At 34.8% G+C, this 13,671-nt stretch carries 13 protein-coding genes; 12 read left to right on the top strand and 1 reads right to left on the bottom strand.

Annotated features, from left to right (window positions below; all coding sequences use genetic code 11):
- The first annotated feature begins 128 nt into the window (after window positions 1-128).
- From YQ22_RS14100 to YQ22_RS14045, 12 genes are all read left to right on the top strand, one after another.
- On the top strand, window positions 129-713 hold the full coding sequence (locus YQ22_RS14100; protein ID WP_071341705.1) for a TetR/AcrR family transcriptional regulator: 585 nt from the start codon (window positions 129-131) through the stop codon (window positions 711-713).
- 138 nt (window positions 714-851) lie between these two features.
- Window positions 852-1,940, top strand: coding sequence for a sensor histidine kinase (locus YQ22_RS14095; protein ID WP_071341704.1), 1,089 nt, complete (start codon window positions 852-854; stop codon window positions 1,938-1,940).
- Window positions 1,941-1,942: 2 nt separating this feature from the next.
- Window positions 1,943-3,262 carry a sigma-54-dependent transcriptional regulator gene (locus tag YQ22_RS14090; protein ID WP_071341703.1) on the top strand — a complete coding sequence of 440 codons (1,320 nt, stop codon included), beginning with the start codon at window positions 1,943-1,945 and terminating at the stop codon, window positions 3,260-3,262.
- A 309-nt stretch (window positions 3,263-3,571) separates the two neighbouring features.
- Window positions 3,572-4,000, top strand: coding sequence for a GreA/GreB family elongation factor (locus tag YQ22_RS14085; RefSeq protein WP_071341702.1), 429 nt, complete (start codon window positions 3,572-3,574; stop codon window positions 3,998-4,000).
- Window positions 4,001-4,035: 35 nt separating this feature from the next.
- Window positions 4,036-4,395, top strand: a complete 360-nt coding sequence (locus tag YQ22_RS14080) for a hypothetical protein (protein ID WP_071341701.1) — start codon at window positions 4,036-4,038, stop codon at window positions 4,393-4,395.
- A gap of 126 nt (window positions 4,396-4,521) precedes the next feature.
- The gene (locus tag YQ22_RS14075; RefSeq protein WP_156894582.1) at window positions 4,522-5,142 is read left to right on the top strand and encodes a hypothetical protein; all 621 of its coding nucleotides are present in this window, start codon (window positions 4,522-4,524) and stop codon (window positions 5,140-5,142) included.
- A gap of 241 nt (window positions 5,143-5,383) precedes the next feature.
- Window positions 5,384-6,673: a Glu/Leu/Phe/Val family dehydrogenase gene (locus YQ22_RS14070; RefSeq protein ID WP_071341699.1), complete on the top strand. Its 1,290-nt coding sequence runs from the start codon at window positions 5,384-5,386 to the stop codon at window positions 6,671-6,673.
- A 164-nt stretch (window positions 6,674-6,837) separates the two neighbouring features.
- Window positions 6,838-7,257: a GreA/GreB family elongation factor gene (locus YQ22_RS14065; protein ID WP_058104285.1), complete on the top strand. Its 420-nt coding sequence runs from the start codon at window positions 6,838-6,840 to the stop codon at window positions 7,255-7,257.
- Window positions 7,258-7,377: 120 nt separating this feature from the next.
- Window positions 7,378-8,226, top strand: a complete 849-nt coding sequence (locus YQ22_RS14060) for a universal stress protein (protein ID WP_071341698.1) — start codon at window positions 7,378-7,380, stop codon at window positions 8,224-8,226.
- Window positions 8,227-8,298: 72 nt separating this feature from the next.
- Window positions 8,299-9,549 carry a mechanosensitive ion channel family protein gene (locus tag YQ22_RS14055; RefSeq protein ID WP_071341697.1) on the top strand — a complete coding sequence of 417 codons (1,251 nt, stop codon included), beginning with the start codon at window positions 8,299-8,301 and terminating at the stop codon, window positions 9,547-9,549.
- Between the two features lie 181 nt (window positions 9,550-9,730).
- Window positions 9,731-10,759 carry a hypothetical protein gene (locus tag YQ22_RS14050; protein ID WP_071341696.1) on the top strand — a complete coding sequence of 343 codons (1,029 nt, stop codon included), beginning with the start codon at window positions 9,731-9,733 and terminating at the stop codon, window positions 10,757-10,759.
- A gap of 65 nt (window positions 10,760-10,824) precedes the next feature.
- Entirely contained in the window at window positions 10,825-11,454 is a 630-nt protein-coding gene (locus tag YQ22_RS14045) for a chloramphenicol acetyltransferase (RefSeq protein WP_071341695.1), read from the top strand.
- 29 nt (window positions 11,455-11,483) lie between these two features.
- Here YQ22_RS14045 and YQ22_RS14040 read toward each other — a convergent pair whose 3' ends face one another.
- Complete coding sequence (locus YQ22_RS14040) at window positions 11,484-13,655, bottom strand: FUSC family protein (RefSeq protein WP_071342602.1); 2,172 nt, start codon at window positions 13,653-13,655, stop codon at window positions 11,484-11,486.
- Between the last annotated feature and the right edge of the window lie 16 nt (window positions 13,656-13,671).

Genomic DNA, 13,671 nt, shown 5'->3' with positions numbered 1-13,671 from the left:
ATTTCATATGAAACGGATAAAAATCAAATAATTTCTTACATATTTAAATGTTAAAATGAAATAAAATTATATTTATACTGTTAATTAAAAGAATAACGTTTGTTAATTACTTTTAAAATGTTTGTATTATGATGGCGAAGAGCGTGAAAAAGGATTTATTTTTCAAGGAAACCTTGAGATTGATTCATGAAAAAGGATTTAGAGCCACTACCATGAGAGATATTGCAGAACGCATGAACTTTGAGGTGGCTAACATTTATAATTATATAGACTCTAAAGATGCCCTTTTAGAAAATTATGTGATTGGGATTACGAAAGAATTTCAAACCTATATGGATAATATTATAGATTCAACTTTTTCACCAAAGGATAAGCTGAGAATGGTAATTTCCAAACACATACAGTTCACATTTGAAAAACCATACCAGCTGGCACTTATGGCAAATGAATGGAGAAATTTAAAGGAGCCTGCACTTAGTGAATATGTAGCCAAAAGATCAGACTATATTTCTAAAATTGCCTCTATTTTGGAAGACGGTGTAGAGAAAGGAGAATTTAGACCTATGAACATTGAAATTGCCACAAATAGTATAGTATCATCATTGAGATGGTCTTATAACAAGTATGTCGACAATAGCAATACAAGTATTAACCCTATTGAACTTGAAAAGCAGTTTATGGATTTCATTTTTAATGGTGTAAAAGCCTCTTAAACCTTCACTGATCTTCTAAAATTTTTAAATTTCCAGTTTACCCTAATTTTAATGAAAATAGCATGGTTTAACCTATTGCACATTTCATTTCTGCCAAATATTGTTGACCTTTATAAAGCAAATTGAACAACAATAGATATGACATCGGCAGAGGCAAAATTAAAGGAACGCGTAAAAGAACTAACCTGTTTATATGAGGTAACTTCTATTATCGTAAATGCAGATTATGATCAAATTGATGCATCTTTAGAAGCCATTGTTTATTGCTTAAAACGGGCATGGCAATTTGAGCAAGTAACCGAAGTTTTTCTAAAAGTTGGTGAATACACTGTACAAACAGACGACTTTAAGCCAGATATGGTCTGTTTATCTTCAAAAATAAAAGTCTTTAATAAGTTAGAGGGCGAGGTAATGGTTGGCTATCCTTCAGAAAAATATAGTATTGATGACTTTTTAATAGAGGAACAAACGTTGTTGAACAACGTTGCCTTAGATGTTGGCAATCTTATAGAACGTAAACAAATTCGTGACAGTGAAGCTCTTACAAGACGAAAAATGGAGCGAACCGATCGTTTGCACATATTAGGTGAGATTACAGCCGGTATAGCTCACGAATTAAATACCCCATTGGCCAATATACTTGGCTTTGCCGAACTTCTTACCGATAAAATGACGGATAAGCAGTCTGTAAGAGATCTTGAAAAAATCATGGACAGTGCCATTTTTAGTAGAGAAATCGTTAAAAAACTTATGTTCTTTGCTTGCGAAATGCCGCAGGAAATGAAAAGGGTTCAATTAATTCCTATTGTAACAAGCGTTATAAAATTACTAGCACCATCATTACGTGATAAAAAAATTAAACTAGTAACAACTTATGAAAATGAAGATCTGGTTTTACAGGCAGATACAGTACAATTGACCCAAGTATTGTTCAACCTAATTATGAACGCCATTTATTATTCCCCAGAAAATGGTATTATTTCAGTAAAGGTCCTAGATACAGAAAATCATATTCTTTTAAAAATTGCCGATCAAGGAGAAGGTATACCAAAAGAATTGGAAGATAAGGTTTTTGAACCCTTTTTCACTACCAAACCTATAGGTGAAGGTACTGGTTTAGGCCTTAGTGTAGTTCATGGTATTATTACGAGCCATAAAGGTACCATAGAGCATGAACAGAATACACCTAAAGGAACTATTTTTACGGTCAACTTTCCTAAATTGTAATTATGGATTTGCGCAAAGAGAACATACTCATAGTAGATGATGATATAGATATTCTAGAGCTTTTGCTAAGGCATTTACAAGCTATGGGATACCATACTTATAAGGCGGTGTCAGTTAAAGAGGCCTTGTTTATCTTAAAGGATACTTTTATAGATCTTATTATTACTGATATTCAAATGCCAGAAATTGATGGATTACAATTACTGAAGTTTGCAAATGAACATTACCCGGAGATTCCTAAATTAGTGGTAACCGGCTACCCTTCTGTAGAAGACTCCTTAGAAGTCATAAAATCTGGTGCTACAGACTATTTGACCAAACCTTTTACCAAATCCGAACTTAAAGAAGCTATAGAGAAAGCATTTGAACAAAATGCCCATAGAAAAAACAGCAACGTTTCCGCAGCCTCCCCTAACCTATATTCAGATATGGTAGGAGAATCAGTCGCTTTTAAAAAAGTGACGAATATTATAGAAAGGGTCAAAGACAACAAAGCTACCATTATAATTACCGGTGAAAGCGGAACCGGAAAAGAACTGGTTGCAAGGGCCATACATTATTCTGGTAAATTCTCCAGAGAACCTTTCATTGCAGTAAACTGTGGGGCTATTCCAGAAAACTTACAAGAAGCAGAACTGTTTGGATACATAAAAGGTGCCTTTACCGGTGCAAATGAAAATAGAAATGGTTTTTTTCAAGCTGCCAAGGGCGGTACACTCTTTTTAGACGAAATAGGCACTGCTTCACTGGCAGTACAGACCAAGTTATTGCGTGCCTTACAGGAAAAGGAAATTACACGGGTAGGATCTCAAAAAGTTGAAAAAGTAGATATAAGGATTATTGCCGCTACGAATGCCAATTTAAAAAATGAAATAAAAAACGGCTCATTTAGAGAAGACCTTTACTATAGGTTAACCGTTGTAGAAATCAACGTGCCACCACTTAGGGAAAGAAAATCCGATATTTCTATTTTAGCCGATAAGTTTATACGAAAATATGGCATAGAATTTAAGGACCGCCTTCTGCGTATTGCCCCTGAAGCGCTTCAAATTCTTGAAAGATATAATTGGCCCGGTAATATAAGGGAGCTCGAAAATATTATTCAACGCGCCGTAATAATGTCCGATGGTATTATTAAAGTAAAAGATTTGCCAGAAGCCTTAAAATATCAAATTGATTTTCCTGATAATGGGTTACGTCCACTTTATGAAATGGAAAAAGAATACATACAACGTGTATTGGTTCATACGAAAGGAAACAAAACCAAAGCCGCCCAAATTCTTCAGATCGATCGTAAAACTTTACGCGAAAAACTAAAATAAAACATCTCAGGGCATGCCCATGAGGCATTCAAAAAGAAACAAACTTTTAATTCGAGGCAAGCCTCAGAGTATTATACCCTTTGGCGGCGCCAATAAAATCGGGGAAATTCTACCCAATCGGGTAAATACTCCCCACTTCAGGTTTTATCAAAAATTATTTTTAAGATTATAAATTATTGATTATCAGTAATTTATATTACATATTTTCAAATAATCACTTTTAGGGCATACCCTTTGCATTTTCTATTGCGAACAATAAAGCTACTACCACTTGTTTGGTAATACGTAGTACAATTAAAAATGCAGTAGATGAAATACGGTAGTCTAGTTTTGGAAGAGAGCGAATTCATCGCTATTAAAAATCATCTAGAGAATAATCTTTCTATTGAAGATTATGCGCATAAAAACGCGTTAGAACTTCTAGCTCAAAATATGGGTATTGCCATGGTTTTGAATACTGCAGATATCCCTTTTGACATAGTAACTATTAATTCAACCATAAAAGTTACTGGAGCATCGGGCGTACATCAAACTTTTACCATAGTATCACCTGAGCAAAGCAATGCTAAACAGCACAAAGTTTCAGTAATCAGCAGTTTAGGTGCATCGGTAATAGGTCGCGCCGTCGGTGATAGAATTTCATTTGGGCTACCAGGTGAAATGATGTCCCTGGTCATAGAAAAAGTTATCCAACCAAACCAAGCCAACAAAATCACTCCTAAAGTTTCAACCATTTAAAAACAAATATTAATTAATTCTAAAATTATTCAGTTATGATAAAATATGCAATTGCCTTGTTATTTTCAGTAAGTATGTTAACCGCTCAAGACAACACTTCTACACAACCAGTGGTTCGTGTTGGTGATGTTTTTGAAATAGGAAAACCCGAATCGCACAAGTACAAACACATAGATTTTCCAAGAGAAAATTTTATAATCAAACGTGGTGGTATTGCCAACTATAGGCAGGCCCATGGCGAGAAAGTTGTAGTTACCTCAGTTAAGGAAAAAAAGGACGGTACTACACAAATTAAAATTAAGAGAAATGATGGTGGTCGTTTTTTTGGTAGTCATACAGTAGTAACTGCAGACTACAAAGACGCTATCAACTCAGGCGAATTACAAGTCCTTTAATTTTTTTTAGTTGGTTGATGTAATCCACTTGGCTTCTATAAATAGGTTGGCTGATTTATTAAGATAACACCAAGTGGATTCCTATTACGCAAAATGTACAATCATAATATAAACTCTATAACACTTATGTTCTCAAAATTAAAAACACAACAAAGAATGCATGCCATCTTTATTTTAGGCATCACTTTTTTGTTGGTTTTGGGTTCAAATAGATTGTACCAAAGACATTTTACTACGTTGCAAACAACGGTAAATACTGTGTACGAAGATAGGGTTAAGGTTCAAGATTTTATTTATCAGCTAAATAACATCTTCCATGAAAAAGAACTAAGACTTACAGCTCATGATTTTATTTTAAACCAAGAAGAAAATAAAAAAGTAGAAAATCTATTGAATGAAGTGGCACTTACAGAACTGACCACTACCGAATATAATACCTTAAATACCCTGACCGACAAATTTAAAAAGCTAAGAATATTGGAAAATAAAGAGCTACAATCCAATAACGATATTCAAAGCAGCATAAGGTCAACCTCATTAAAAACTCTTTCCGAAATAGATGATAATTTAAATATACTAGCAAAAATACAATTAGAAGAAAGCAAACAACTCACTCAACTTTCCAATAAAACTTTAGACAACAATATTCTAATGTCCAAACTGGCATTTGCCCTATTAATACTTATTGGCATTACCCTCTTGGCGTTAATTTTTTATCCTTTTAAAACTCAGACGGTTTTAGAATAACAAACAACAGTAAGAACACTTTAATACATCATAATATGAGCTCGATGAAAAATTATATGCGCAGCATATGCTCCACTTGTACGCACCATTCTTATTGTTCGATCACAAAAGATAAATATAACATTCATTCGTGCAGTGAATATGTTCATTTTATGGATTTCACCAACAAACCCATTACCGTGATATCCAATGAAACGTCTAGCAGTGAATTAAATAATGAATTAGTATTAAACTACATATAATGATAGCAAAAGTAGCTCCAAAAAAAGCACCTAAACAAGGTATGCTAGAAAATGTAATGCGACAGTTTGATAATGCCGCAGACATTATTGACCTTAATAAGAACATTAGAAAAATTCTTGAGGTTACCAACAATGAATTTGTTGTTCATTTTCCTGTACGAATGGACAATGGTGAAGTTGAGATCTTTACCGGTTACCGAGTGCAACATAACAACTCTCTTGGCCCATACAAAGGTGGGCTACGTTACCACCCAACAGTAGATATAGATGCTTCCAAGGCTTTAGCAATGTGGATGACCTGGAAAACTTCTTTAGCAGGTTTGCCTTATGGTGGAGCCAAAGGAGGAATACAGTTAGACCCCACGAAATATACAGATTCCGAATTGGAACGTATTACCAGAAGATTCACCTATGCCTTAGGCGACAATATTGGACCTGAGTTAGATATTCCTGCTCCAGACGTGAATACCAATTCGCAAACCATGGCATGGATACTTGATACCTACATGTCTACCAAATCACCAGCGGAACGCTCCACCAATATGCATGTAGTTACCGGTAAACCAATTGGTGCAGGCGGTTCTAAAGGAAGGGATAGAGCTACGGGCTACGGTGTTTTTCTAACTATAAAATTCTGGGCAAAAAATAACAATATTGACCTAAAGGACAAAAAATTCATTGTTCAAGGTTTTGGTAACGTAGGGTACTGGGCTGCGTATTTCTTAGAAAAAGAAGGCGCTATCTTAACTGCCGTACAAGACTCATATGGCTGTATTACCAATGAAGAAGGTATAAACGTAGACCAATTGCTGGCCTATAGCCAAGGTAACAAGGGAAGTATTTTAGGTTTCTCTAAAGCAAGAACCATTGATAGCGCAGACTTTTTCTCGTTAGATTGTGATATATGTATTCCTGCCGCATTGGGCAACCAGATAACGGCAAAGAACGCCAACAAGATTAAAGCGTATTTAATTGCTGAAGGTGCAAATGGACCGACCGATGTAGACGCCGAAAACATACTACTAAAAAAAGGGATTGAAATTATACCCGATATTCTTTGCAATTCTGGTGGTGTAATAGGTAGTTATTTTGAGTGGCTACAGAACCGTAATGGCGAAATATGGTCGATAGACGAGGTTATGGAGAAATTAGAAAAGAAAATGTCAGCCTCTTTCACCACGGTTGTCGAGACCTCTAAAAAGCGAAATGTGGATATGCGTACCGCCGCATTCATCATTGCTATTGAAAGATTGGAAGAAGCTTATGTACAACGAGGTATTTTTCCTTGATATACATAGTTGATCAACAAACAATAAAAAATTTTAATACGTAATACTGCCACAACGAGCGTGGTCGAAATTATTTGAAATAAGCTAGCCAATGTTCTCGGCTGCGCTTAGAATGGCAATGGACAAGCTATTAAAATTAAATGTACAACCATAAAACACAGCATATGAAGTACGGAAATCTGGTTATAGAAAAAAAAGAATTTGTAGTACTTAAAAGATTAATGAACCTATCTGGGTATTACAAAGATGACACCTTACGTAAATCTGTTAAAAAGCTGGCATCAGAACTAGAAACTGCTATTATTTTAGACGCTAACGATATGCACGAAGATGTAATACGGTTAAATACCCTGGTCACCATTGTTTCTGATAGCGGTTGGCACAAAAAGTTTAAACTGGTAATGCCTACGGACAGCGATATTAAGAACAATAAAATCTCAATTCTTACACCAATGGGTGCAGCAGTTATGGGATATAGTGAAGGTGATACCGTTCAATGGGAATTTCCGGTCGGGGAACAAAAACTTACTATTGAAAAAGTGGAGCAAGAAAACGAACATATTAACCTGAATATGGCATTATGACTACAACAAACCATTTTATGTGGATAAACAAAATTTAAACATTATGATTGCCTAAGACAAGTATACTAATCATGTATTGAATTTAATAAAAGAATATTAACAATAACTAAAACGTACAGTATGGAAAGCAGTATATTAATACCCACAGATTTCTCAAAAAATTCATGGAATGCCATGCTTTACGCTATAAAGCTGTTTGAAGATAGAAAGTGTAGCTTTTACATATTGCATGCCTATGCCAAAGAAACCTATGGTCTTGATAGTTTAAGCCTTCTTGATCCAGATGAAGCGTTCAATAAAACATCAGAAAACAATTCTAAAAAAGGTTTAAGAGAAACCATTGCCAGATTACATAGCTTAAACAAAAATACCAAGCATAGTTTCTATGCCGTATCTGAGTCTATGTCACTTTTAAGTGCAGTCAAAAACCTGAACAAGAAGATACAATTTGATTTACTTGTATTGGGAGCTAAAGGCTCGGCAAACAAAAACGAAGCAGCATATGGTCAACATACCTTGGAAATTTTAAAGAACGTAAAGGAAAATCCAATATTAATTGTTCCCGGCAATGTAGATTTCAATCAACCCAAAGAAATTGTATTGACCACTAATTTTAATACGAACATTAAAAAATCTGAAATTGAATATTTGGTTACTATTGCCAAACTAAGCAACGCAAGCATACAAGTACTTAGTTTAGAACAGCCGAGCAACCTAAGTTTTGGTCAAAAAAGGAACAAAGTAAAATTACGTAATCAGCTAAAAGACGTAGCCCATAGCTTTAACACCTTGCGCAATGTTAAAATGGCTATTGCATTAAATTGTTTTGTTGCTATAAGGCATTCAAATATGATCAGTTATGTAGACAAAAAACCGTCATTTTGGGAAAGATTTAGTTTTGGGAGACTATCATTGAACAACCTGGGCTATTATGCAGAAGTACCCGTACTGGCCATACATAGTAAATAATAAAATTACCTTAACAGTTTAACTTGTTGCTTTCACAAATAGTACCTTTGTAAGGTTGAAAGAACATGATAAATGAACGACGATTTTCATAAAATACTCTTTAATTATCTTACAGAAGCTGGACTAAGCACTACTGCCGCATCATATCTTAATTTAGCCATATTATTAATTGTTGCATTAGTGTTGGCTTGGTTTTTGGATCTTTTGATCTGGAAAGTTCTACGTTCAGTTTCATTAAGGCTAGCAAGAAAATCAAAAACCAATTTCGATAATTTTTTGGTAGCCAATAGGGTGCCCAGATACTTGGCTCATATTGTTCCGTTAAGCATATTAATAGAATTTGTACCCTTTGCCTTTATTGGTTTTGACTATGCCGCAGAAATTGTTTTAAAGTTTTTACATGTACTTTTTGTAGTGCTTGCATTATATGTGGTCAAAAGTGTTTTTACCAGTATTAATGATTATTTAAAGACCAAGCCAAGGTTTAGAGATAAGCCTATGGGCAGTTACATACAGGTATTTATGATTTTTGCCTGGATCGTAGGCATCTTCACTATTTTCGCCATTATCACCGAAATTCAAGTATGGAAGTTCTTTACCGCACTGGGTGCCGGCTCAGCCGTTATTCTACTTATTTTCAAAGATTCCATACTGGGGTTGGTCGCCAGTATACAAGTAAGTATCAATGATATGGTGCGTATTGGCGACTGGATCAGTTTTGATAAGTTTGGTGCAGATGGCGATGTTATAGAAATTTCATTGGCGACGGTAAAGGTTCAGAATTTTGATAAAACAATTACGACCATTCCTACCTATGCCTTGATATCAGATTCTTTCAAGAACTGGCGTGGTATGCAAGATTCTGGCGGAAGACGAATTAAGCGCGCATTGATCATAAGTCAAAAAAGTATACGTTTTCTTTCTGAAACAGATTTGGAGGAATTTGAAAAAATACAATTAATTGCGCCATACCTTAAAACCAGAAATGAGCAAATCAATTCTTACAATACCTCAAACAACATCAACAAGGACCTTGCCATTAACGGTAGAAATTTGACGAATATAGGAGTGTTCAGGAAATATGTGAACGATTATTTAGAAACCCACTCTGCCATAAATAAGGGAATGACCTTAATGGTTCGTCAATTACCACCAACGCTACAAGGCATACCCTTAGAAATATATGCATTTAGCTCAGATAAACGTTGGGAAAACTATGAGTATGTTATGGCAGATATCTTTGACCATTTACTGGCCGCACTACCCTATTTTCATTTACAGGTTTATGAAATACCCGTTTCTATTTCTGCCCTTGAAAATTAATTTTTCACTTTAATTGCCAAAATTAAATTGGTGAATTTTAATACTCTTTCCTTTCTTGAAATGGAACGTTAGAAACAATCTGTATTTTTCTTTTAAATACGCTAAATAATAACTAACAGTTCTTCTATTTTTCTAAAAATACCGATAACTTTAAACAAGCTAAAATAACCAACACATTAAAATGAATTTCAATCCTTTTAAAACTATCTTACCTTTTCTAGTTTTATTTTTAGTTTATAGTTGTGGAGAAAATAAACCAAAAAACAAAACCGATGAAAGCACAACCGTTTTAACGGCGAAAGCATATACGGGCACAGCAAGCATTACCCAAGGTATTGCCACTAACCTGCTAGAAGATATTTACGAATGTGATCGTGGTAGAAAAACAGATGTTGGTGAAATTACTTCTACAGATGGAAAAAAATGGACCGTGCCAGCAGAAACCAACTACACTAATGAAAATTTCCCGTTTGCCATAGATTTATATAACGCGTGCGAAGGAAAAAATTATAATACTGTTCAAGAAGCTATGTCTCATTACAATGATTTGGATATTATTGAAATAGATAATGATGGGGAAATTTTTACCGCATATATCTTTGCCGACAATTATTTTGAAATGTATGTCAATGGTAAACCCGTAGGCAAGGACAAAGTTCCGTTCACGCAATTCAATTCAAGCGTTATTAAATTTAAAGCACACAGACCATTTACCATTGCCATGAAATTGGTAGATTGGGAAGAGTACCTTGGTATTGGTTGTGAAGAAAATAGGGGAAAACCTTTTCATGCAGGTGATGGCGGTATGGTGGCTGTCATTAAAAATAAAAAAGAAGAAACAATAGCCATTACGAACAAGGACTGGAAAGCACAAACATTTTATACAGCTCCTATAATCGATTTAAATTGTATTTCTGAAGATGGTGCATATAGATATTCTAAAAACTGTGATACCAATGGCGGAAAAGACGGCAGCAAATTTTACGCCTTACATTGGCAAATACCAGAAGGATGGATGCATACCAATTTCGATGACTCCAATTGGCAAGATGCATCAACATACACAAATGAGACCATTGGTGTGGACAACAAACCTTCGTATACTAATTTCACCACGCTATTTGATGACCCTAATAAGGATGCCCAATTTATTTGGACTACCAATGTCATTTTAGATAATGAAGTTCTTGTTAGACATACCGTAGAATAAACATTTTATTACTCAAAATAACCAATATCTTGCAGTTCAATATCTCATTGAGCGAAAATTATACTATGCGAAAAGAACTCAATATCCATGAATGGCCTAGAAAAGAACACTTTAATTTTTTTTCAAAATTCAGTGAACCGTTCTATGGCATTACCGCTAAAATAAATTGTTCAACAGCCTACAAAAAATCAAAAGAAAACGGATACTCCTTTTTCATGTATTATTTGCATAAGTCATTAAAAGCCGCAAATAGTATTACGGCATTTAAATACCGTATTGAGGGTGATAAGGTTTATGAATACGATGTAATAAATGCATCGCCCACTATTAACAGATCAAATGGAACTTTTGGATTTTCCTACCTTGATTATCATGAAGATTTTAATACTTTTTGCGACCTGGCAGCGCCTAGAATTGAAGAAGTAAAAAACTCCAAAAGTTTAATGCCAGCTTTATCGGGTGAAAATGTCATTCATTTTTCATCATTACCTTGGATAGATTTCACATCACTTTCCCATGCCAGGCATTTTGATTTTCCGGACAGCTGCCCAAAAATTAGTTTTGGTAAAATGACTACGGTAGATGGCATGCAAAAAATGCCCGTATCGGTTCATGTTCATCATGGTTTGGCAGATGGTCTACATGTTGGTCAATTCTTTGAAAAACTACAGGAACTTATGGACTTTGATGATTAATATAAAAACCTACTTCCTAAATACACTGTTTATAAACTTGAAGTCAATTTCATCATATTGACACTTAAAGAATACAACCATCGTAACTGTTCCCAAATCAGTTGTTCTTCTTGGTGGTTTCTTTTGTATTTATGTGAATCGTCTGCACTTAAATTCACCTCTTCAGATTGAAATTTGGGCAGTTGTTTCTCAAACGATATTACCTCATCTAAATTTATAACTTGTTTATCCGCAGCATCAATAGATAACATTTTCAATACCGATTCTAAGTTCTCATCGATCTTAGTAATAATATTGTTTAAACGTTCAGAAGCCTCTGTAGTTGTATGGTGCTGTATATAAATACTCCATGAGGCCAAAGAGGATAAGAAATTATGGTTTAGCTCTACCAATTGATAAATTTCATTTAAGTTCTTCTGCTTGGAATGTGGTTCTTGCGTCATTCTTTGAAAAGCAGAACTAAGATTGGAAGTCTCTAAAAATGCATTTTTGCGCGCCAATCTATAACTTGTAGGTACATTGCCTTTATGAATATAAAAATTTGCAATCTCAGAGAGATATGTTCTATTCGCCTCCACACTTTTGACAACATCTTTACGTATCTCTTGAAAACTCCAACTAGGCCATAAAAACAAAAAACCTAGGTACGAGAGCACAGCACCCAAAAGGGTATCTAAAATACGGTATTGTATTACGGTCATTACGTCTGGTTGAAGAATACCGTAAATAAAAACAATACTGAGGGTTACGTATATTGCCGATGCCTTATAATTCTTTTGAAGCATAGATAAGGCTATTACAAAAGAGATGAGCGCCAAAATCGCATATACATAAACATCTTGTACCAAAAACACAATGACAGTGGCTATGAGTCCGCCAATGATTGTTCCTACAGTTCTATCTTTGGAGCGTGCTTTGGTTAAACCGTAATTAGGTCTCATTATTAAAATAATGGTCAATAAGATCCAATACGCATTTTGAAAAGAAAATAGGTTGCCCAAAACAAAACCAATCATTAAGGTAATAGCCATGCGCAACGAATGCCTAAAAATGGTAGATCTAAAACTTAGGTTACGCAACAAAATACGAGGACTATAATCTTGGGAAATTAAAAAGTGTTTTAAAATTTCTTTATCTATAAACTCTTCAGACGCAACATCATGATCACTTAACAACCACTTGATTCTTTTAATTTTATCGAACTGTTTTTCTTGGTACTCCAGAAAATTCTGAAACATGATAAAAGCTTCATAGGCCTGTGCATCTTTTATGCCCCCTAATTCTTGAATATTGCTATCCAAGTTATTAAACAGAGTTTTCAGTTTATTGTGCTTGGGAATTCTTGTTGGCTTATTTCCAATAACAGCAATCATCTGTAACTGTTCTGCCATTTCTGAAATAATATGTTGAAACAATTTTGCAAACTCAGGATAACCTTGAAATTGCTCATCCATTTTTAAATAATTAACAGGGTTTGCACCAGCATTTTCCAACATTTCTATCAATTGAGCCAAAACCAAAACCCGCTTTCCATTATATACCGATATACCAGAATTCTTACGTGAAAGAATAAGTATTTCACGTAAAGTGTTGTGCTGTTCAGTTAATTCGCTCTGTAGTAAAAAAAGACTTTTTTTGAGTTTTTTCCTATTGGCTTTTTTACCTATTAATTTACCTCTCTTTTTTAATAGCTTACCGGTATTCCCAATAGTTTCATATAAAACTTCCTCGGTCTGCCCTTTTGGGTTTATCTTATACCATAAAAGGGACAGGGCCAGATACCACATACCTCCAATACCAACCAATAAAGAGAATTCATAAATTTTTAACTGGTCTGGAGTATGCGCAAAACTGATGACCAATGCCAATAGACCGGAAAAACTAATAAGAGAAGCCCTAAATCCGTAGGCGGAAATCATGGAAATTGCAAAGCTGACGACACCTAAGATTATCACTGACAACCACGGAGAATAATGCAAATAACCCCCTATAAAACTAACGACCATAACCAAAGCGGCAGAAAATAATATGCCATACACCTTGTGCTTTAAACTGCCATGGACATCACTTGGGTTACACCAAAAAGCACCAAAACAAATAGCCACACCTATTTCTGAATAACCCGTAGAAATACCTATGACCAGTGGTGTAATTACGGCAATTACCGTCAATACCGACTTGGTAAAATGAGTGCTACCCAAAAATTGGAATAGCTTT

Origin of the sequence: Maribacter sp. 1_2014MBL_MicDiv, from assembly GCF_001865655.1 — a bacterium.
Taxonomy (GTDB): Bacteria; Bacteroidota; Bacteroidia; order Flavobacteriales; family Flavobacteriaceae; genus Maribacter; species Maribacter dokdonensis.
The sequence above is the reverse complement of the archived record's forward strand: the minus strand, read 5'-3'. Positions and strand labels throughout refer to the sequence as shown.